The sequence below is a fragment of the Corynebacterium sp. genome, assembly GCF_030532715.1.
GTDB lineage: Bacteria > Actinomycetota > Actinomycetes > Mycobacteriales > Mycobacteriaceae > Corynebacterium.
The window spans coordinates 84,150-105,067 of sequence record NZ_JAUNKO010000002.1 but is presented as its reverse complement, the minus strand read 5'-3'; the positions used below and the strand labels follow the sequence as shown (position 1 = coordinate 105,067).

The window sequence follows — 20,918 nt, the reverse complement described above, 5'->3', positions numbered from 1 at the left end:
TTCCACCTTAATTTATGGCGGCACCTGCACGCGAAGTGAGGTGCCGCCAACCGCAGGGGAAGCGCTACTGCCTAATCTGACTTCACGCCGTTGCCGGCTGATGCGTTTTCTTTCACGCTGCGCGGCTCATAACCCTTCGGATACGTCTCTTCCTTAATAATGAGGTTTGGTCGCCGCATCACGGGTTCCTTCACCGGCTTTTTCCGTCGCGGCTGGTGGTGCTGCAACCGCGCCTTGCGCGCTGCGGCGGCGCGGCGGCGCGCCTCATGCTCCGCGTGAATGCGGCGTTCGCGGGCAAGCTTCATCGCCCACTTCTGCTGGGACTTGTGGTCTAGGTAGAGCGGGTCGTCGGACAGGCCACGTACCAATGCCACCATCAAGCCGATGAGCACCAACAGGAACGGGCTGGCCGCGATAATGGTCACGCTTTGCAGGTTGCTCAACGCATCGTTACCACCGGAGACGAGCAGCGTGATACCAATGGCTGCGGTGAGGCAGCCCCACACGGCTACCACCCACCGGTCCGCGTCGAGGCGCCCATGTTGGCTGAGTGAGCCCATGACCGTGGAGGCGGAGTCCGCGGAGGTGATAAAGAACGTGGCCAGCAGGATCATCGCCACGATTGCGGCGATCGCGCCGCCCGGCAGGGAGTACAACAGGTCGAACAGTTGACGCTTGGCATCGCCCTCACCCCAGATGGACTGGTCCAGCTGCTCCATGTGGATGGCAGTGCCGCCAAAGATGGCAAACCAGACTACGGAGAGCGCGGACGGAACAACCATCACGCCGATAATGAATTCGCGGATGGTGCGGCCCCGGGAAATGCGCGCCAAGAACATACCTACGAAGGGGCTCCAGGAAATCCACCAGGCCCAGTAGAAGATGGTCCAGCTGGACAGCCACGGGCCGGCGGTACCGTCCGCGGAGTCGGCGGTGCGGGCCGCCATTTCGAAAAAGGTTTGGAAGTAGTTGCCCACTGCGGTGGGCACCATGTTGAGCAGCACCACGGTCGGCCCCATGACGAACACGAAGATCGCCAAGATTGCGGCCAACACCATGTTCGCGTTGGAGATGTACTGAATGCCACGCCCGACACCGGAAACCGCGGAAAGCACGAACGCGAGTGCGAGGATAAGGACGATCATTACGAGGGTGCGGATCGAAGGATTAGCAATCAAACCAGTGCGATCCAACCCGGCACCGATCTGCAACGCACCCAACCCCAGCGACGCCGCGGTACCGAACACGGTAGCGATGATCGAGAGGCCGTCGATAAGGCGCCCAGTAAACCCTTCTGCCGCGCGTGCGCCGATTAATGGAATAAACGCAGAGCTCATCAATTGCTTGCGCCCGATACGGAAGGTGGAATATGCAATGGACAAGCCCACGATCGCATACACGGCCCACGGGTGCAGCGTCCAGTGGAACAGTGTGGTGGCGAACGCGGAGCCAACTTCGTTGGGCTGGTGCTCCGGCACCCCATTGCGGTAGAAGGTCAGCGGCTCGGTCGTGCCGTAGAACATCAAGCCGATCCCCATGCCGGCCGCGAACATCATCGCAGTCCACGAGAAGGAGGAAAACTCAGGCGCTTCGTCGTCGCGTCCAAGTCTGATATTGCCGAATTTGCTCGCGGCAATCGCCACGATAAACAGCACGAACACCGTGCCGAAGAACACAAACGCCCAACCAAAGTTCTGCACCACGAAGGCCAGAGCTCCGGAGGCGAAGTTCGAAAATTGCATCGGTGCCGCTAAACCCCACACCACGACGCCCAGCACCACGGCCATCGAGGGCAGTACAACCAGCCAGTTAATGCCGGCCTCGTTGTCCTCTCCCTCCAGGACTATTTCGGGCTCTTCGGGAATGTGGGTAACGGGATTGTCAAGCATCGCGGCGAGCTGTTGCGTCGCCGACATTTCGCTTGTCGACGCCGCAGCAGGCCCGGCGCCTGCCGAGACTTCTTCGGAGTGGGTTACATCGGAGGTAGTCATGCTTCCACCTTGGTAGCCCTCTGCGGCCAAGTTCAAGCTGTACGCTTCACATTTGCCTCCAAAACATGGCCATGTTACCTATTCGTGACGCACGAAGGCGCCAGTATATTTGCGACTTTTACACCACTCGATTACAAAACTGTAACAATTTAGTCTCGGGCCGTAACGGCGGCGTCGTAGAGTTCTTTTTTGCTCACTTTGTACCGCGCCGCCAATTCCGTACACACGGCTTTTAGCCGTTCGCCCGCCGCCACGCGCTCCACCACCATGGGCACCAGCGACGCCACATCCTCCGCCGCGGGACGCGCGCCCTCAATCACCACCGTGATTTCGCCTTTCACTCCCTCGGCCGCCCACTGCGCCAACTCGGCCAAACTGCCGCGCCGCACCTGCTCAAACATTTTGGTCAGCTCGCGCGCGACCGCCGCCTGCCGCTCCCCGCCAAGCACCTCGGCCGCCACCGCCAACGTCTCCGCTAACCTGTGCGGTGATTCAAAAAAGCACACCGCGCGCCGCTCGGTGCGCAACTCCTCCAACCAGTTCCGCCGCGCCCCATCCTTGCGCGGGGCGAAGCCCTCAAAGCAAAACTTCCCCACCGGCAGCCCTGACAATGCCAACGCGGTGGGCACAGCGGAAGGCCCGGGAAAGCAGGTGACAGGGATGCCGTGGGTGTGCGCGGCGTCGATAAGCGCGAACCCTGGGTCGGACACGCTCGGCATACCGGCGTCAGTCACCACCAGCACCGACCCGTGGCGCGCAACCTCCAAGAGTTGTTGGACGCGAGTCTGCTCATTGTGATCAAAATTGGACAACACGCGCCCACGAATCTCCACCCCCAACGCCGCCGCCAGATTCCGGGTGCGGCGCGTATCCTCAGCAGCAATCACGTCCGCCTGTGCCAACGCTTGCCGCAGGCGAGGCGAAGCGTCGTGAATATTGCCAAGCGGGGTCGCCGCGATGATCACGCCGTGCGGCAACTCGTCGAGGTGTGTTTGGTGATGAGTGTTCATGCACCACACCCTACAATCAACAGAGTGATTGACAGCCAGCAACGCACCCGACGGCCCCGCTCCGCGCCGCGCACCCGCCGCAAGCGGAAACAACCGCAGTTTGACCTGCTGACGAACGCGGTGGTAGCAATCCTGGCCTTCGCCACAAGGTTTATTGGACTCGGCCGAGCAACCAGCGGAAACACCCCCGTGTTCGACGAAAAACACTACGTTCCGCAGGCGTGGGACATGGTGGTCACGGCGACCGACCCAATCACCGGAGGCATCGAATCCAACCCCGGGTTTGGGCTCGTGGTGCACCCGCCGCTGGCGAAGCAACTCATCGCGATAGGGGAAATGATCTTCGGATACACCCCGCTCGGGTGGCGCTTCATGACGGCACTGTTTGGCGCCCTCACCGTCCTCCTCATTATGGCGTTGGCGCGGCAACTCTCCGGCTCCCGCATCGTCGGCGTACTCGCCGGCATTATCGCGATTTGCGACGGCGTGCTCCTCGTCGCCTCGCGTTTCGGCATGCTCGACATTTTCCAAGTGTTGTTTATCGTGGCGGCAGCGTACTGCCTGGTCCGCGACCATAAAGCGATGGCCGCGCGGATCGCCGACTGGCACCGCGAAGGCCGCAACGCCGCGCAGCCGCGCTTTGTGTTCGGCTGGCGGTGGTGGCGCTTCACCATGGGGGTCTGCCTGGGGTGCGCATTGTCCGTCAAATGGTCCGGGCTGTATTACATGGCGTTTTTCGGGGTGCTGTGCGTGGCGCTGGACCTCATGTTGCGCCGAAAATACCAGCGGAAAGCGCTGGTCAATACCCTCAGTTTCGACGCGTTCCCCGCGTTCGCATCACTGGTGCTGCTGCCAATCGCTGTCTATGTGTGGAGCTGGCGGGCGTGGTTCGCCTCCGAAACCGGCGTGTACCGGCACGCCGCCTCCGACGGCACCATCGCCGACGATTCCCCGCTGCACTGGCTGCCCGAAGCACTCGCCGGGTGGATCCACTACCACCAAACAGTGCTTTCCTTCCATGCCTCACTGACCACCTCGAGCGGGCACAACCACCCGTGGGAGTCCAAACCCTGGTCGTGGCTGGTAGCAAGCCGGCCAGTGCTGTACCTTTCCGCCTCTGATACCCCCTGTGGCGACACCCAATGCCGCACCGCCATTTACCTATTTGGCACGCCCGCCATTTGGTGGCTCACCGTACCGTTGCTCCTGTGGGCGACGTGGCGATTCATCATTCATCGAGAACGCTTGTTCAGCATCCCCATCGTCGGATTCCTCGCCGGCTTTATCCCCTGGATGCTGGCCTACGACCGGCAAATGTACTTCTTCTACGCCATCGCGCTGGTGCCGTTCACCATCGTGATATTGGCTTGGGCTCTTGGGCTAGCCGCCCGCAGTGGAACCAAAGGCCGATGGGCAGCCGCCGCATACTCAGCGTTTATCGTCGGGCAATTCATTTACTTTTCGCCGATCCTGTACGGATTCCAAATACCCAACGCCTGGTTTGACCAACTCATGTGGCTGCCTAGCTGGCGGTAAGCTTCCCTACACCGCCAATACTTCATTGCCGCCTTCCGTCACGAACGCCCGGTTCGCATCGAGGTCGAGGTTAACCAACACCTGCTCCCCCTGCGGCCCACGCACCTCAAACACATAACGCGTATTCTCAAGCTGCACGGCGTGCGTTGTGGCGCGTGCCAGCCACGGCCGCGCAGCGCGGAAACGCAAGAGTCGTTGGTGCAATTCGTACATCCACCAACCGTACGGCGCCAAATGTTCAGGGGTTGCGGGGAAGGCAGGGCGGACGGCGTCATCCCCGCCAACTCGTTCCTCCTTCACCCCACGAAACGCCTGTTCATCACCGTAATAGATGCTGGGCTCGCCGCCAACCGTACAAAGAATCAGCAATGCAAACGCGGCGTAGCGGTCACCCAGCGTACTGACAATGCGGGTGACATCGTGGTTGCCCACAAACGTCATGGGCACGAACTGCAACTTGTTGTTGCGCTGCAAGCACCAATCCAATTCGAAGAAGTTGCGGTCTTTCAAGCTGCTCCAAATGGCTTTCCACAATTCATATTGGGTGATTGCGTCAAGCCCCGAGGCGGCCACATATTCGTTGTAATCACCATGGATCATTTCGCCAACAAACCAGGCATCCGGGTGTCGTTGCCGCACCTGCGGCAAAACCTTCGCCCACACTTCCGGGGCGACGGCGTAGGCGGCGTCCAACCGCCAGCCGGTCACCCCGCGATCCAACCAATAGTTCATCACGTCAGCTATGTATGCGATCACTTCGGGGCGCTGGTGATCCAGCTCCACCAGATCCTGATGCCCCTCGAAGACAGCGCCGGTGGTAAGACCAGCTTTGGCGAGGGGGTGTTCGACAGCCACGTGGTTAAATACCCCGTCGAGCACCACTCCAAAACCCCGCGCCTGGGCGGCCGCGATGAAGGCATCGAAGTCTTCGTTCGTGCCGAGGCGAGGGTCGATGGTGTAGTGGTCGATGGTGTCATAGCCGTGAGTGGCTGCCGCAAAGATCGGCCCAAGTTGCAGGGTGTTTACGCCCAGGTCTGCGGCGTAATCCAGCCATGATTCGAGCTGGCGCAGCCGATGCGTGAGCTCCCGCTGCGCTGGGGTCGGGCGCACGGGGGCACCGGTAAAGCCGAGTGGGTAAACGTGCCAAACAATACGCATAACATTCCTTAGTAATTCCGACTCACTAACGCTTAGTGACTATACCTCACCAACCGGCTAAAGTGTCAACATGCCCGACGAACCCGCAGCGCGAATCCGCACTCGACTCACCCCAGAAGCTCGGCGCGCAATCATCACCAGCGCCGCGCAAAAAGCGTTCGCCAACGCCGCGTACGAGGACGTCTCCGTCGCCCAAATCGCCGCCGACTCCGGCAGCTCGGAGGCCCTCGTGCACAAGTACTTTGGCACGAAAGCCGGACTCTACACCCACCTGCTAAACGAAAACTTTTCCGAACTCCACCGGCGCCACCAAGCTGCGGACGACCCCCAGCAAAGCGCCCGGGAACGCGTGCGAATTTGGCTCCTTTGCTACACCAGCCTCGTCACCGAACTGTCCCTCGAATGGGCGCTTGTGTTTGCGCATCCCCGACCCGAACCCGCGCTGGCCACCGAAGCCCGCACCCAGCACGAAGCACGCGTGGTAGAGACCATCGCAAACTACATTGGCGGCACCCACAATTTTCGCGATATCGCCGCCGTCCACGGCTTTTGCGGCTTCTTAAGCACCGCCACCGCCACCTGGCTGCACGCCGGCCGCCCCGAGGACCACCGCCACCTGCTTATCGACGCCGCCCTCGGCGCACTCCAAGGCGCCCTCGGCGACTGGCGGCACTAATTCGGCTGCGCAGTCAACGCCCGCCACGCGCGACCAAAGGCGGAAAACCCAACGTTATGCAGCCAAGTAGACAACATCACAATGACGCTGACCAGCAACAAGGCTAAACCAAGCACATCCTGGAAGTTCAACAACCCCAGCACCACCTCACGCGTGGCGAACCCAAACGAAAACGCCCACAAGGCGCCGTAGACGGGAAGCAACCCCGAGGTCGCCGCCGGACGCCACGCCGCGAACAACAACCCGAAGGCTAGCGCTAGCCGGACAGCGGCGGCGTCGACAAGCAGCCCCGCCAATTGCTCCTCCTCAGCGAGCACCTGGCCCGTGCGGCCAAGCAACGCAACAGCCCAGCCAACATACGCCAAACCAAGCACACCCAACCCCACCCTGGAAAACGCCAACCCAACTGCGTACGATTTCGCTTGCCGACGCCGCTGCGGCTCCACCCCCGCTAAAATCACCGCAGAAAGATCCGGGGCAGCACCAATCGAATCCCCCGCCGCATCAATCCCCAACGAACGATTCACACGTTCCAAACTGTTCGCAAATGCTTGGCACTCCGCGCAACCGGACACGTGAGCATCAATCACGTCATCTGGCATGCCAGTACGTTCCCCATCGCACCGCGCGGACAAAGCGTCCTGCACTTGCGAACAGCTAATCACCTGTTGAGCACCCCGTCAATACTGGCGCGACCACTTCCAAACACCACGATAATAAACAGAGCCGCCACAAGCACAAGGGTGTATTCAAAACCACCTTGAGCAATAAATAAACCGTGGTTAAGGTGGACAAAATACGTCGCAGCAGCCATGAGCAAAGCCATGGCGCCCGCCACAAACGTGCACAAAAACCCCACAACAAGCAGCGAGCCACCGATGAGCTCGGACAGCGACACGATCCACGTTGAAAGCTCCGGCTGCGGCACCCCCGCGGCACTGAACTGGCCGGTGTTTTCTACAACACCCATGACGAACATGCGATCCCAGCCATGCGCAATAAAGATCATGCCGAGTACGAGCCGCAAAAAGAGCAGCGCTCCATCCCTGACAACCGGTTTATCCATGCAGACGAGGTTACCTGCTCTACGCGCGTAACGGAGTAGCGAAACTTCAACACCCCCAGACCGGCACACCTACCTGGGGAAATTTTCCTTAATTTCCCACATTTCGAGCCCGTTTCTTGGCGCGGGAGTCCCCTATTATTGCGTATCCGCTTAGTTGTATTTACGTGCGAATATCGCCCCAACGGGGCTGCTCACCTATTTTGTCAACGAATAAGATACCCAAGGTGAACCCTATAAACGGCGCCGCATCCAACAACACGCACGCGAATTGCAGGTTCGCACATATCTACCGAAAACCAACTGGTATGACCAGTGTACTTCGACAAAGTGGGCCAAAACACCAAAACCGCAGCATGATTGCACCCAACGCAGCGGGCCAAGCATCACTCGTTTTTGCCGCTTAGTTATTACACAAGGAATTTATGAGTTTGGGTTCCCATTGTGCGATCGATGAGAATTCAAGGCCACGCTTAGCGGTAGGGAGCGGCACGAGCGAGCTGGCCGCGGCGTCGAAAAGCGGCAATATCTAGCTGTAATGGAAAGCGCTTTCCCAACACGCCTCCGCGCTGGAATCGCACCTCGCCGCGCTCCAAGCAATCGCCGACACCGCAGAGCCCGCGAAAAACGATGCCGACCGTCCCGACCGCACGAGGGAGGCGAAAATTCAGTAGCCACCTAAAATAACCCAGTCAAGGCAACCCTGACCAGCACCGTATCGCTATTTAGGTTTGCCTTGGCGTATGTGCATGTCGGGGCGTAGTGAGTATCGTGCAGGTTATAGAGCTTTTTCACGCAAAACCAGCCTTCTTCCGCACGAAACGGAGCACTGACAGCATGTCCGTCACCACCTCAAGATCACTACTCTCCGAGGGCAATGCCGCCGCCCTCGAGGCATTGCGCAACGCCCTTGGTAGCGACGCCGTAAGCACCCGCGAGCTCGACCGCATGGCCCTCGCCGTGGACGCCTCCCACTACCTTCACACCCCCGATGCGGTCATGCGTGCGAAAACACCAACCGATGTTGGCGTGGCCATGCGGATCGCCGCCGAACTGGGTTGGCCTCTGACCTTCCGCGGCGGGGGCACCAGCCTTTCCGGCCAGGCCTTATCCGAAGGTCTGACCGTGGATGTACGCCGCCACTTCCGCAACATGGAAGTCCTCGACAATGGGAAACGTGTTCGAGTACAGCCGGGCCTGACAATCGGCCAAGTGAACGCCACACTCGCGCGCTATGGTTCAAAGCTTGGACCAGACCCAGCCTCCTCCATCGCCTGTACCATTGGCGGGCTGATCGCAAACAACTCCTCCGGCATGAGCTGCGGCATCACCGCAAACACCTACCGCACGATCGATTCCATGACCATCGTGCTTCCAAGCGGGACCGTGGTTAATACCGCCGACCCGAATGCCGACGACGTTTTGCGCGCCGCCGAACCAAACCTCGTTGAAGTACTCGAACGTCTACGCGACACACTGCGTGGCGACAAGTACCGCGCCGACATTGAACGCCGCTACGCCATTAAAAACACCATGGGGTACGGCATCAATTCCTTCCTCGACTTCGACACGCCGGCGAAGATCCTCGAGCACCTTATGATCGGATCCGAAGGCACACTCGGCTTCGTATCCGAAGCTGTGTTCAATACCGTGCCAGTGCCTAAGCACACCGCAACCGGCTTACTCATGTTCGATTCTCTCGACGCCGCAACCGAAGCCCTCCCCGCACTGGTGTATTCGGGCGCCGACGTGGTCGAGCTTATCGACGCCGCGTCTATCCGCGCCATGGGCGAAGACGCGGCGTCCGTGCTACCCCGCGGTTTTCAGGTGGATCAACACGCTTCCCTCTTGGTCGAATACCAAGCGATGGATACCGAAACCATCGGCGAACGCATCGCCGCCGGCGAAGCCACCTTCGAAAAACTGTCCGGATTGTCAACCGCCCCGGAAATGACCAACGAAGCACAGCGCCGAGGCCAAATGTGGGTGATGCGCAACGGCCTGTACACCAAGATCATGCGCAACCGCCCAAAGGGCACGATGGCACTCTTGGAGGACATCGCCGTGCCAATGGAGCAACTCGGTGGTGTGTGCACGGAATTGCAAGACCTGTTTACCAAGCACAACTATGACGGTGCCGTCATTTTCGGTCACGCCAAGAACGGCAATATCCACTTCCTAGTCACGGAAGATTTCGCTGGGCCCGCCTCCCTCAACCGCTACGATGCATTTACCGAAGATATGGTCGATTTGGTGTTGCGTGAGCAGGGCACCCTCAAGGCGGAGCACGGGACCGGGCGCATCATGTCGCCGTTCGTGCGCCGCCAATATGGCGACGACCTGTACCAAGCAATGGTGGACATCAAAGATGCGTGCGATCCAAAGCGGATTCTCAACCCCGGCACCATCATTACGGATGATCCGCAACTTCACTTAAAGCACATCAAGCCCACGGAGGAAGTCCGCGAACTCATCGACGATTGCGTCGAATGTGGCTATTGCGAACCCGTGTGCCCATCGCAGCATTTGACCACGACCCCGCGTCAGCGCATCGTCATCCAACGAGCAATCGCGGCGTGTGAAGCAACAGGCGCGTACGAACTCGCCGAGCGCCTCAAGGAGCAGGAAGTTTACGACGTCGTGCAAACCTGCGCCGTGGACGGCATGTGCCTTACCGCCTGCCCCGTGAAAATTAACACCGGCGATCTGATCCGCGAGAAGCGCCGCGAAACCCAGAAGAAAGCCCTGGATAAAGGCTGGAAAGTCGCCGCCGAGCACTGGGGTGCTGTATTAGGGGCGGCTTCGGTGGGCATGAATATCACCCACGCACTCCCCACAGCGCCGTTGCGCGGCGCACTCGGGCTGGTGCGCAAAGCAACCAGCGAAGACCTCGTCCCCACGTTGACACCGGAGTTGCCCGGCGGCGGCAAACTCCGCAAACCGACTCCCGCGACACACCCGGATGCGATCTTCCTACCGGCATGCGTGGGCACCATGTTCGGATCCGGTCACGCGTGCGGGATGGGCGTCGAGAAATCGCTGCGGGAATTGGCAAGCTACGCTGGACGCGTGTTGAGCACCCCGGAAGGCGTGCAACAACTGTGCTGCGGCACCCCGTGGAAATCGAAAGGGTTGGCGCAAGGATATGAGGTGATGAAGGAGAAGCTCACGGCGTGGATTGTCGAGCACACCGACGGTGGCCGCATCCCCCTCGTGTGCGATAACGTCTCTTGCACCGAGGGCATCATCGTCGCGTTGAAAAACTCCGGCATCGAAAACATAGACGTTATGGATGCGACGGAATGGGTGGCGCGTTACGTCGCCCCAATGCTGCCTCCACTGGACAAGGCGCGCCGCGCGGCCGTGCACCCGACATGTTCATCCACGCACCTTGGCGTCAACGATGCACTCATGATGCTCGCCGGGCTCGTAGCAGACGAAGCAATCATCCCGGATGGTTGGCGTTGCTGCGCATTCGCCGGCGACCGCGGCCTGCTGCATGAGGAACTGACCGCCACGTCCACCCGCGACGAAGCGCGTTCGGTGAAACGTATGAACCCGGACCTCTTCCTCTCCTGTAACCGAACATGTGAGCTGGGTCTGACTCGTGCCACGGGGCACACATACGTGCACGTTCTGGAAGAACTTGCCGCCCGCCTGCCGAACACCCAATAACGCAACGAACGGTACCGTCCCAGCGACACGAACACTGGGACGATACCGTTGCGTCTGCACATACTAGTTAGTGGGAAAGCTGCCCCTGACGCTCAACGCCAATCGGGTGCTCCGCGCGCCCCGAATCGTCGTTGTTGCCCTGCTGGTTGCAACCACCGCCCTGGTGAGCGGCATCGTCGGTAGCGCCTTCAGCGGCGTTGGGGTCACCTGCGGCACCCTGATCACCGCGAGCACCGCACTTGTTGGTGTCCTTGTTGGTGTCCTTGTTGGAATCCTTACCCGCATCCTTGTTGGTGGAGGAGTCGGACTTCTTCCCAGCGCCGCCCTTATCCCACGACGGGCGGGCGATAAATGAGGTGTTATTGCTGAGATACTCGTTCAAATCCTGCACGACAACGCCGCCATCAGAATCCGGGCTGTAGGAGTGAATGACCTTGTTATCGCCAATGTACATGGCCACGTGGTAAATATTGCCAAAGTACGAACCGGTGTTGCTGTCCTTGCCTTCGGGCTTCTGCTCCGAAAGGAACAACAAGTCGCCGCGCTCATAGTTCTGATTGCCGTCGTTCAGCCACAGGTCGCCGTCGGTGTAGAACCAACGCGCCAACTTGTTGGACTGCCACATATCGTTTTCAACGTCGGTCTTGTCGGCTTCATTGCTGAGTTCCGCAGCCGCACCCACCACACTGTTCTTGTCCGCCACATACGTGGTGTGCTCATAATCCCAACCCTTGAGGATCATGCCGATCAGCGCGGAACAGTAAATGGCGTAGGGCTTTTGGCTCTTCTCATGCACCACTTCACTGGTGTGCAGCGGCGTCATCCCGCGATCGTTCCACTTCAGGTCGTGTCCGGCGTTGACAAACGTCTCTGCACGAGCGATGGCATCGTCCACCGCGGCATTGTTCACGGGCGTGCTTGGGCTGGTGGGAAGATTGGCGGGAACTGCCCACTTGCCGTCCGCCAGCGGCACTGCAATGTTGCCGAGCACGCCATCGGGCTTTTCCCCCTCGATGGAGAATTCCATGCCCGCACCATCATCCGCTTTGGCGTGGCCTTTCGTCTTCACCGTGCCGGAAAGCCCAGAGGCTTTTTTCAGATCGTCAACGGTGTCCAGTTCAGTCGCGGTTCCAGCGTCAGCTGGCGCAACTACGGCGGGTTCGTTTTCGGCAACCGTGTTCATGGGTTCCGCTGCGGCCAACGGCGCGGTGACCACAGATGCGGACAACAGTAAAGCTGTATACAGACCAACGACAGGAGAGAAAATCTTCACAGTACGTGTTCCTTAACAATAGGTTTCCGGCAAAACTCAAACGTTTTTCAAACGGCTCATGGGAGCCTTATCCCCAGTTGAGACCGACCTTGCTGCCGGGCTCGCCACAGACCGTATCAGACTTGCCAACAGCACGTCACGGGCACAACACAACACATTGCACACAATCAATCTGCGTGTCGCCCGCCTACTGAAACCTAGATTCCAGCCATGACTCTCGCGCAAAAAATACTGGGACAACCCCAGTAAGTTATTTATTATTGCTGCAAGTGACACTAAAAGGTTGCTGTTATATCAGGAGCCCCCTTCTCGACGCCGCGCCCCTTCCCCCGCCGCAAAAACCGCGCCGCCGAACGTTACACCCCCCAAAAAATTCACACCAAAAAGAGGGTAGCCAGTTTTTGGGGCGGCCCCTACCCTGCCTCCCGCACAAGCCGCTTCAGCACGCCCAACGCCGAAGACCCATAGCCCCCACCAAACAAAATCGCGTGCACCAACAGCGGCGGCAATTGATACCACGGCACCCGCTCCCGCCACCCAGGCGCCAACGGATACTCCTGCTGATAAGCAACAAACACAGCATCCCCAAACCCCCCAAACAACAACATCATGGCCACATCAACCTCCCGGTGCGCATAATGCGCCGCCGGATCAATCAGCCAACTCTTCCCATCACGACCAACCAAACGATTGCCGCCCCACAAATCACCATGCACCAATGCCGGTGGCTCCTCAGGACCGCACAGTTGCGGCGCATGCCCACTGAGCCGCTCAAACAAGTCCGCGGCGTCGGCACTCAACACCTTCTTTTCGATCGCACGAGCAATCAGCGGGCGCACACGGCGCTCCACATAAAACTCCGGCCAACGCTCCGCAGGAGTCAAATCCACCTGCACCGAACCGATGTAGCCAGAATCATCACCCGCCAACCCACCAAAATACGGCTGCTCAATCTTATGCATCCGCGCCAACGCGCGGCCAAACTCCAACTCCGACTCCGGATTCGGCTGCCCCTGCTCAATCCACTCCAGCAGCAACCCCCGCGGCGAGGCAGCAAGAACCTCCGGCACACCAAGCCCAAACGACGCCGCCGAACGCAACGCTGCCAGCCCCCGCGCCTCTCGCTCAAACATGTGATGCTGAGGGCGGCGGTGCGTTTTCAAAAAATACGTCCCATCGGGACCTTCGAGACGAAACGCCTTTGCAATGTCCCCACCATGCACCGGCGACACATCCGAGATTCGCAGTCCCGCAATCAATTCTTCAGGTAATTCTTGGTGCATAGCACCAACGTTAACAAAGCCAAGGACTGTACCGTGAGACCAATGCGCCACGTCACTTGGGACGAATAATGCCCCACACAGCCAGGATAACGAGCGCCCCGCCGATGGCACTTGCCCACGTACTGAACTCGTAAATCCCCTGGTTAAGGTCCACATTGAGGAAGTAAGATCCAAGCGCACCGCCGACAACCGAGCCAATAATGCCCAACACGATGGTGGCGATGCAACCCCCACGCTGACGGCCCGGCATCAAGGCCTTAGCGATCGAACCGGCGACGAACCCAAGGACTATCCACGCAACTACACTCATCTCGCCGATGCTAACACAGCGCACCACCATTATGAGTAGGTTGGCAAAACTATCTTGCAATGCGCCATTCCGTAACTGCAAGTTCGGACGGCGCGTCGCATTCAACGGCGTTGCTGCAGTACGTGATCACGACGGTTGTGTAATTCACCCGAATCGTGCCAATCGATTCAATAATCGAACGTTCATTCTGGGAGTCCATGGCGGAGGTGGCTTCATCGACAAAGAGGAAACGAGCATGTTTCGCCAACGCACGGGCGATGCCAACACACTGCTACTCCTCGCTAAATAATCTTGGTGAGCCGGGAAATGCCCGCGATATGCTGAAATTCAGCGTTGCTCGAATTGGGGGCGACGACGCGGAGATTAGGAAGTTCCTCCTTTCATGTCCCCCAACCCACTCGCCGACGGTAGTCCGTGAGTGACAAGCCGAGCATTGAGCGTGCTTCACGGCTAAAATGCGCCTGATCCGTGAACCCAAACCGGGCGGCAATGTCTGCAAGGGCCTCATCATGGTTTTCGCGTGTCCACGCAACTGCTTCTTGGAGGCGGCGTCGCCGCAGCATCGTATACGGCGATAAACCTACATACTTGGTAGTGAGTCGGTGGATGGTCCGCACCGAAACACCCACTGCATCAGCAAGTTCCGGTACGGTGTTAATGCCAGAATTGGCAATGGCAAGGTCAGCCAGGAGGTTTGCTTGGCGCGCCTCGTCGGCTAGGGGGCCGGCTCGGTCCGCTAACCACACCTCGATGCTATCGATGGCATCTGCAAGGTTAAGCACCGAAGCGCGCACCTTAGCGTGGAGTGCCGGCGCCGCGACGGGGAGACAGCCATCGCGCCATGCTGCGGGCTGGTCAGTGAAAGAGGGAACCGCCGCCGGCCGGAGTAGACCACCGATTACCCACCCCCGACCTTCGAGAATTCGCGTAGATCGCATCGTGGTTGGACCCCAAAAGCGCACGCCGTCGTCCTCGAACACCAGGTTGCTTGAGGGAAAAGCTAAGACTTCCTGCGCTGACTTCTGCCCCGGCGCAAAAGACCACGTGCTAATCCACCACCACGCCACAAGATCCTCAGCCACAGGTCCGGCGGGAATCCGGGTGAAATCAACGGGGAGTTCTTTTGGGAATAATGGCCCCCTCCCGGTGACCTCATCCGATGAAAACATGACACGATTGTACAAGCGCCCACACCATCAAGTGTCTTACGGTCAAGGTCATGACTACGGAACCTAAGACTCCTGCCAACGGCAAACACACCGATAACGGTCGCCCGAGGGGATTTTCCAGCCTCACGCCTTTCATTGCACTTCAAGACGCTCGGACAGCGTTGAGTTTCTACACGGAAGTCTTCGGTGCCCGCCTGGTGAGCTCCTCGGAGCTAGAGGGCATGATCATCCACGCTGAACTCGACTTCGGATGTGGCCGCCTCCAGTTGGGTGAGGGACTCGAGGGGTACAACCTCATCCCGGCTAATCCCGACCAGGAAATCACCCAGTTTTCTCTAGGTATTTACGTACCGGATGTCGATCGTGTCGTCGAAGCCGCTATCGCCCGTGGCGCTTTCCTGCGCGAGCCGATTGCGCAATTCGTTTCGGGTGATCGGTTCGGCTCCATTCGCGATCCTTTCGGAATCCGGTGGTCGGTGATGACTCGTGTTGAGGATCTCAGCGATGATGAATCCGCCCGTAGGGTTGCCGCATGGCTTGCGGAGTCAAGCAACCAAACGCCTGAATAAGTAGTGCTTTACAGACAACCTGAGGAGCTAGGTACATCCATCACCACATGATGTGACCCGCCCCGACCGCGGCCACATCTACGAGCAGATGAGCATCGAATTCACGTCCAACTGTGCTCGGCCGCAGCACAGTACATTAAAGGTAACGGAAGTGAGGAACCCCGATGCGAAAGATCGTACTCGCGCCAGACTCCTTCAAGGAATCAATGACGGCGCTCCAGGCTGCCCAAGCCATGCAGCGCGGAGTACAGCAGGTGCACCCAGACGCCGAGTGCGTGCTAGTACCGATGGCTGACGGCGGCGAAGGCACCACGGGCGCAATTGTCGACGCCCTGGGAGGCAGACTGCTTGACGTCCCCACCACCGACGCCTTGGGACGTCCGATCCTCGGAACCATCGGCCTGATCGAAGCAAAGTCGACCGTCGTTCTCGAGGTTGCCTCGTCCGTGGGCATCAATCTCATCGCCCCGAAGGAACGAAACGTGGAGCTTGCGACGTCGCGCGGTGTCGCGGACCTGATCACCTCCGCGCTTGAGACTGGTACCAAGCGCCTGATCGTCGGCCTAGGTGGCTCTGTGACCAATGACGGCGGCGCCGGGATGCTCACCGGGCTCGGCGCGAGACTCCTAGACGCCGACGGCAACGAGCTCCCTCCCCAGCCGCGCGCCCTCAAGCACGTCGACCGGATCGACCTCAGCAAGCTTGATCCGCGACTTTCCCGAGTTCAGATCGATCTCGCGTGCGATGTCCCGAACCCGCTGCTCGGCCCGGAGGGAGCAACTGCCGTCTTCGGGCCGCAGAAAGGTGCCTCCCCTGAGCAGATCCCTCATCTAGATCATGCCCTCGAGGTGTATGCCAAGGCGCTCGAAAGAGCCGTCGGGCACCAGGTACGCGACCACAAAAGTGCGGGTGCAGCTGGCGGGATCGGCTTCGCACTGCTCGCGCTGGGCGCTCATCAGCGTCAGGGGGTCGAACTCGTCGCCGAAGCCGTAGGTCTGAGAGAACAGCTCGAAGGTGCCGTCCTCGTACTCACAGGCGAGGGCGCCATCGATGCCCAGACACTCTCCGGCAAGACCCCCGCAGGCGTGGCCCACCTCGCTCACGCCGCAAACATCCCAGTGATCGCCTTCGCCGGCCGAGTCGATCCATCGGCAGACGCACTACTCGATCACGGCTTCATCGCCATCGTGCCCATTCTCCAAGCAGTGAGTGATCTCAACACAGCTCTCACCAAAGCCCCCGAAAACCTCGAACGCTCCGTCGCTACCTGCATGCGTCTTCTTGCAGCGGGCGAGGCATGGGGCAATTCATGTCCCACATAATGGAGTAACACAACGGTCTTCACCGACCCCGAATGTTTCGCCCCTCGGCGTATCCAATACTGTTCGCCTCAAACTCATCCAACCCACTGCGCCCCAGCTTGTTTAGCGCGGTAGTCAGTGGGCATCGCGGTTCTGGTGATCATGTCGATGATCTCCGAGTGTCTCTATGCACAGTGCTCGTTACCGTGAAGCACGAACTCCTGAAAACCGACATCGGTTGTGTACCGCCAAAGTCCACACGAAACGGCCATGTACGATCCGCCTCAGGCACATTTGCACGCGGCATGTAGCAACTGTGCAGTGATATGTTTCGTGCGGAGCCATTGCGGACCGTATTCGACGTGCTCTTCTTTAGTGGCGAAGCCGAGCCCTTGGCCGTAGGCGGCGACACAATCCGCCATCCCGCAACAAACAACAAAGCCCGCACCGAAACCATCAAAGACGGCAAAGGTACGAGCATTGTGTCGAAAGTGGAGCTAAGGGGAATCGAACCCCTGACCTTCTCGATGCGAACGAGACGCGCTACCAACTGCGCCATAGCCCCAGTGCTTGTACAGTTTACGCCTGCCGGCTGCCGGATAAAAATCAGCAGCCTAGCAGGCGTTTTGTGGAGTGAATCCGGTTAGCTTACCCGGCGCGGGGAACGGTATTCGTAGTCGTCGTCGGTGTAGTAATCGGAGGCGTTGACGTACTCGAGGTATTCAAAGTCTGGACTTTCGTCGTCGCTTTCCAAGACGACAGCGCCGGGCCTCCGGAGGCGCGCTGGGATACCCAGCTCTTCATCGTGAGCGTTCCGCACGCCGAGGCGGGCGCGTCGCAACTGTCGAATACGACGGTCGCGCAACTCATTCTCGGCGCGGACCTGCTGGCGCAGCACGAACAGGTACAGCACGGTAAGCCCTGCGGCCACACTGGGGGCGATCCATGCCATGCCACCAACGATGGCTCCGATGATCGTGGTGATCAGGAGACCAGCGATAAGGATCATAAACGTGCGCTGGCGGCGTTGGTAACGGCTGGAGCGATTCGCGGCGTCGGCAACTGGGTCGTAGCCACCACGGCCGCGGCGTCGTTCGGCAAACGCGCGATCCTCGGCGGTGAGTTCGAGTTCCTGTTCCTCGTCGGCGTAGGCTTCCGCTTCGTCGAAGTAGTCCACGGGCTCATCTTCGTCGGCGGCGGGGTGCAGGTAGTCGCCGGGCGAGGTGTAGCCGTCGTCGTAACTGTAAGCCTCCGAATCGTCAGGCTCGGAATCGTCGGCTTCCACAATGTCGAGCTCGTCCGAGGGCTCCTCCACAAAGTCCTCGGCGTCAGCTACAGGGTGCTCAGGTTCAACGAACTCTTCTTCCAACGGTTCGTGCTGCGAGTTGTCCAGCTTATTGGTGACTGCCGCGAGTAGACGGCGGGCACGGGCGCCGTGGTTCGGGTCGTCTTCAATAATGACTTCGGGTTCTTCGAAGGTTTCTTCTAATTCTTCAACTACGTGTTCCTCGGCCTCATCTACTTCGGCGCGGCGCGCAAAACGGGGGCGGCGGCGCGGCTGTTCTATATCGCCACTGCCACCTTCATAGACGACGCGGGTGTCGTCGAATGCGTCGCCGGCGCGGCTGATTGGCTTCTGTCCGCGCAGCACAATTGGCGCAAGCACAAATAGCCAGACTGCCACGATGAGTCCGATCACCAATCCTCCGGACACTCGAGTACCCCTTCCGTCTTTTCACATCTGTCACTTAAGTTACCAACCAACCCTAGCGGTCGAGCCGAAAAGTTCTGCGGTGCCACGCCGAATTTCTAGGACACAATACGTACCGATATTGAAGCCTTTGATCGAATAAGAATCCACCTTTGCAAAGGCTGAAAAGTACTTATTTTGGCAGTTCAGAACCAGTTTAACGTCACAGGATTCTGCCGGATTCACGCAAGCGTTTTACGGCACTTTGTGTGAAATCATCTTGGGTGATGGCCACGAGGTAATGATCTCTCCATTCGCCATCAATATGAATATTGCGTCTCAAAAAGCCTTCAGTTCTGCAACCACAATGCTGAAGAACTTTGCCACTGGCAAGGTTTTCGGGCAGGTATGTTGCGGTCACACGGTGCACACCGACGCGTCGAAACGCGTGGTCCAGCCCCAACGCCAACGCCGCGGTGGCGATGCCGCGCCCCGTCACAGACGAATGCACCCAGTACCCGATCCAGCAATCGCTCACCACGCCGTGTTGAATATTGCCCAGGGTCACCTGGCCCACAAACTTGCCGTCCAGTTCGATCGCCATCGGCAGCAGGGTGCCGGTGTCCGCGGCGGAACGCAACGAGAGTATCGTCCCCAGCCATGCGGATTTCGAATGGGCACTCGACCAGCCGCTCGGCATCGTTGGTTCCACCGGCTGCAGAATGTGCTGATCGCTGAGCCGCTGCTCGCGCCACGCGGCGCCGTCCGTAAACACCAAGGGGCGCAACCGAACGGATGAACCATCGAGGAGTTGCACTTCCGGGGTGGCCTCCGGCCAGCCGGGGTGCCGCGGATGCCGCGCCTTCGGTCGCCCCGTAACCCGCTTGCGAAACGCCCGCACCATCAGCGGCTCTGCGAAAGGAAGATCACATCTACCTCGTCGCCGGGGCGAATCTCAACCACATCGTCGGGAATGCGGATCATCGCATTCGCCTCCCCCATACCGGCCAGCAGGTGCGCGGGGGCGCCGGTCGCGCCACCCAACCCTTCGACGAGGTAGTCCTGCGTTTCGGCGTCTCGCATGAGGCGCGCCCGGATCAGCCCGCGGCGACCTTTGCGCGAGGCCACCCGGTTTAACGCCCGCGCCTTCACAATTCTGCGGGTGGCGTTTCGCTTGCCCAGCGACATCCGAATCAACGGGCGCACAAAGGTTTCAAAAATTACTAGCGCGGACACCGGGTTGCTGGGCAATAGGAATACCGGAATGCCCTCCTCCCCCAACAGGCCGAATCCTTGGACGGAACCGGGGTGCATGGCCACGCGCGTGACGTCAATATCCCCGAGTTCGGCCAGCACCTTACGGATGGGGTCGCTACTGGAGCCGCCTACCGCCCCGGCAATCACAATGATCTCACTACGCAGCAATTGCCCCTCGAGAATTTCCCGGAGCCGGCGCGGCTCCCCCGCCGCGATGCCTACGCGGTGTACGTCCGCCCCCGCTTCCCTGCCCGCCGCAGCCAACGCATACGAATTAACGTCGAACACTTGGCCAAGACCCGGTTCGCGCTCAATATCAACGAGTTCCTGGCCCGCGGAAATAATGCTCACCCGCGGTCGCGGATACACGAGCACCTTGGATTTACCTACCGCGGCCAGCAGGCCAATATGCGCCGGCCCAAGAATCGCGCCGGGGGTGACTGCCACGTCGCCGGGTTGAATATCGTCGCCGGTGCGTCGCACGAATTCACCGGAGCGTACCGGGCGCTGCGCAACCACGCGTCGGGAACCGCGGTCGGACCATTCGAGGGGCAGCACGGCGTCGGCAAGTGCAGGCAACGGGGCGCCGGTGTGCACCCGAACCGCTTGCTTCGGCTGCAGGCGCAGGGGCTGTTGAGAGCCAGCAGCAACCTCACCCACCACCGGCAACGACACGTCGCGTAACGCAGGGCGGGCGTCTTCATCGTCGCTGGTGCGCTGCGCGAGGGGACGTTCACCGCCCACATCGACGGCGCGCACCGCGTAACCATCAATGGCCGCTTGTGCGAATCCGGGGAGCGGGCGGGTGGCTTGTACTTCCTCCGCGCACATCAAGCCGAGGGCTTCGGAGATGGCGATGCGCACCGGTTCCGGGGTGACAGCGGCGCGGGTGACCAACACCAATTGCTCCTCGACAGAACGCATGTGCCCCTCCTCTTAAGGCGAACTAATGTGCAG

At 59.8% G+C, this 20,918-nt stretch carries 16 protein-coding genes, 1 tRNA gene and 1 pseudogene; 5 read left to right on the top strand and 13 right to left on the bottom strand.

Annotated features, from left to right (window positions below; translation table 11 throughout):
• Window positions 1-248: 248 nt before the first annotated feature.
• Window positions 249-1,916: pseudogene (locus Q4D83_RS03585) on the bottom strand (BCCT family transporter); the annotation flags it as partial.
• 224 nt (window positions 1,917-2,140) lie between these two features.
• On the bottom strand, window positions 2,141-3,001 hold the full coding sequence (gene rsmI / locus Q4D83_RS03580; protein ID WP_303173057.1) for a 16S rRNA (cytidine(1402)-2'-O)-methyltransferase: 861 nt from the start codon (window positions 2,999-3,001) through the stop codon (window positions 2,141-2,143).
• Window positions 3,002-3,025: 24 nt separating this feature from the next.
• On the opposite strand from rsmI, the gene Q4D83_RS03575 reads away from it, so the two are divergent.
• Window positions 3,026-4,537, top strand: coding sequence for a dolichyl-phosphate-mannose--protein mannosyltransferase (locus tag Q4D83_RS03575; RefSeq protein ID WP_303173055.1), 1,512 nt, complete (start codon window positions 3,026-3,028; stop codon window positions 4,535-4,537).
• A 6-nt stretch (window positions 4,538-4,543) separates the two neighbouring features.
• Here the strand turns inward: Q4D83_RS03575 and Q4D83_RS03570 are convergent, their stop codons facing one another.
• Window positions 4,544-5,695 (bottom strand): alpha-amylase family protein, encoded by a 1,152-nt coding sequence (locus Q4D83_RS03570; RefSeq protein WP_303173053.1) that lies wholly within the window; start codon window positions 5,693-5,695, stop codon window positions 4,544-4,546.
• 70 nt (window positions 5,696-5,765) lie between these two features.
• Between Q4D83_RS03570 and Q4D83_RS03565 the strand changes: the two genes are divergently transcribed.
• Window positions 5,766-6,371 (top strand): TetR/AcrR family transcriptional regulator, encoded by a 606-nt coding sequence (locus Q4D83_RS03565; protein WP_303173050.1) that lies wholly within the window; start codon window positions 5,766-5,768, stop codon window positions 6,369-6,371.
• Here the strand turns inward: Q4D83_RS03565 and Q4D83_RS03560 are convergent.
• Entirely contained in the window at window positions 6,368-7,018 is a 651-nt protein-coding gene (locus tag Q4D83_RS03560) for a zf-HC2 domain-containing protein (RefSeq protein ID WP_303173581.1), read from the bottom strand. The genes Q4D83_RS03565 and Q4D83_RS03560 overlap by 4 nt on opposite strands.
• A 14-nt stretch (window positions 7,019-7,032) precedes the next feature.
• Window positions 7,033-7,437: a DoxX family protein gene (locus tag Q4D83_RS03555; RefSeq protein WP_303173048.1), complete on the bottom strand. Its 405-nt coding sequence runs from the start codon at window positions 7,435-7,437 to the stop codon at window positions 7,033-7,035.
• An 834-nt stretch (window positions 7,438-8,271) separates the two neighbouring features.
• On the opposite strand from Q4D83_RS03555, the gene Q4D83_RS03550 reads away from it, so the two are divergent.
• Window positions 8,272-11,109, top strand: coding sequence for an FAD-binding and (Fe-S)-binding domain-containing protein (locus Q4D83_RS03550; protein ID WP_303173046.1), 2,838 nt, complete (start codon window positions 8,272-8,274; stop codon window positions 11,107-11,109).
• A gap of 67 nt (window positions 11,110-11,176) precedes the next feature.
• On the opposite strand, the gene Q4D83_RS03545 is transcribed toward Q4D83_RS03550, so the two are convergent.
• The 4 genes from Q4D83_RS03545 to Q4D83_RS03530 all read right to left on the bottom strand — a co-directional run bounded on the left by Q4D83_RS03545 (window position 11,177) and on the right by Q4D83_RS03530 (window position 15,144).
• Window positions 11,177-12,382 (bottom strand): hypothetical protein, encoded by a 1,206-nt coding sequence (locus Q4D83_RS03545; RefSeq protein WP_303173044.1) that lies wholly within the window; start codon window positions 12,380-12,382, stop codon window positions 11,177-11,179.
• 413 nt (window positions 12,383-12,795) lie between these two features.
• Window positions 12,796-13,665, bottom strand: coding sequence for a fructosamine kinase family protein (locus Q4D83_RS03540; RefSeq protein WP_303173042.1), 870 nt, complete (start codon window positions 13,663-13,665; stop codon window positions 12,796-12,798).
• A 52-nt stretch (window positions 13,666-13,717) separates the two neighbouring features.
• On the bottom strand, window positions 13,718-13,975 hold the full coding sequence (locus tag Q4D83_RS03535) for a GlsB/YeaQ/YmgE family stress response membrane protein (RefSeq protein WP_303173040.1): 258 nt from the start codon (window positions 13,973-13,975) through the stop codon (window positions 13,718-13,720).
• A gap of 380 nt (window positions 13,976-14,355) precedes the next feature.
• Entirely contained in the window at window positions 14,356-15,144 is a 789-nt protein-coding gene (locus Q4D83_RS03530; RefSeq protein WP_303173038.1) for a helix-turn-helix domain-containing protein, read from the bottom strand.
• Window positions 15,145-15,194: 50 nt separating this feature from the next.
• Between Q4D83_RS03530 and Q4D83_RS03525 the strand changes: the two genes are divergently transcribed.
• Together Q4D83_RS03525 and Q4D83_RS03520 are read left to right on the top strand one after the other, a co-directional pair.
• Window positions 15,195-15,713 (top strand): glyoxalase/bleomycin resistance/extradiol dioxygenase family protein, encoded by a 519-nt coding sequence (locus Q4D83_RS03525; RefSeq protein ID WP_303173036.1) that lies wholly within the window; start codon window positions 15,195-15,197, stop codon window positions 15,711-15,713.
• A gap of 164 nt (window positions 15,714-15,877) precedes the next feature.
• Window positions 15,878-17,035 (top strand): glycerate kinase, encoded by a 1,158-nt coding sequence (locus Q4D83_RS03520; protein WP_303173034.1) that lies wholly within the window; start codon window positions 15,878-15,880, stop codon window positions 17,033-17,035.
• Between the two features lie 471 nt (window positions 17,036-17,506).
• Here Q4D83_RS03520 and Q4D83_RS03515 read toward each other — a convergent pair.
• The 4 genes from Q4D83_RS03515 to glp form a co-directional block, all read right to left on the bottom strand.
• A tRNA-Ala gene (locus Q4D83_RS03515) sits at window positions 17,507-17,579 on the bottom strand.
• Between the two features lie 78 nt (window positions 17,580-17,657).
• Window positions 17,658-18,728 carry a gephyrin-like molybdotransferase receptor GlpR gene (glpR, locus tag Q4D83_RS03510; protein WP_303173032.1) on the bottom strand — a complete coding sequence of 357 codons (1,071 nt, stop codon included), beginning with the start codon at window positions 18,726-18,728 and terminating at the stop codon, window positions 17,658-17,660.
• Between the two features lie 199 nt (window positions 18,729-18,927).
• Window positions 18,928-19,608 (bottom strand): GNAT family N-acetyltransferase, encoded by a 681-nt coding sequence (locus Q4D83_RS03505; RefSeq protein WP_303173030.1) that lies wholly within the window; start codon window positions 19,606-19,608, stop codon window positions 18,928-18,930.
• A complete protein-coding gene (glp, locus tag Q4D83_RS03500; RefSeq protein ID WP_303173028.1) occupies window positions 19,608-20,885 on the bottom strand; it encodes a gephyrin-like molybdotransferase Glp in 1,278 nt (425 codons plus the stop codon). The genes Q4D83_RS03505 and glp overlap by 1 nt, the downstream gene beginning before the upstream one ends.
• Window positions 20,886-20,918: the final 33 nt, after the last annotated feature.

Coding starts and splice junctions, on each gene's coding strand:
- Q4D83_RS03520 (WP_303173034.1), top strand. CDS start 15,878: ATGCGAAAGATCGTACTCGCGCCAGACTCCTTCAAGGAATCAATGACG.
- Q4D83_RS03550 (WP_303173046.1), top strand. CDS start 8,272: ATGTCCGTCACCACCTCAAGATCACTACTCTCCGAGGGCAATGCCGCC.
- rsmI (WP_303173057.1), bottom strand. CDS start 3,001: ATGAACACTCATCACCAAACACACCTCGACGAGTTGCCGCACGGCGTG.
- Q4D83_RS03555 (WP_303173048.1), bottom strand. CDS start 7,437: ATGGATAAACCGGTTGTCAGGGATGGAGCGCTGCTCTTTTTGCGGCTC.
- Q4D83_RS03565 (WP_303173050.1), top strand. CDS start 5,766: ATGCCCGACGAACCCGCAGCGCGAATCCGCACTCGACTCACCCCAGAA.
- Q4D83_RS03525 (WP_303173036.1), top strand. CDS start 15,195: ATGACTACGGAACCTAAGACTCCTGCCAACGGCAAACACACCGATAAC.
- Q4D83_RS03540 (WP_303173042.1), bottom strand. CDS start 13,665: ATGCACCAAGAATTACCTGAAGAATTGATTGCGGGACTGCGAATCTCG.
- glp (WP_303173028.1), bottom strand. CDS start 20,885: ATGCGTTCTGTCGAGGAGCAATTGGTGTTGGTCACCCGCGCCGCTGTC.
- Q4D83_RS03530 (WP_303173038.1), bottom strand. CDS start 15,144: ATGTTTTCATCGGATGAGGTCACCGGGAGGGGGCCATTATTCCCAAAA.
- Q4D83_RS03570 (WP_303173053.1), bottom strand. CDS start 5,695: ATGCGTATTGTTTGGCACGTTTACCCACTCGGCTTTACCGGTGCCCCC.
- Q4D83_RS03505 (WP_303173030.1), bottom strand. CDS start 19,608: ATGGTGCGGGCGTTTCGCAAGCGGGTTACGGGGCGACCGAAGGCGCGG.
- Q4D83_RS03535 (WP_303173040.1), bottom strand. CDS start 13,975: ATGAGTGTAGTTGCGTGGATAGTCCTTGGGTTCGTCGCCGGTTCGATC.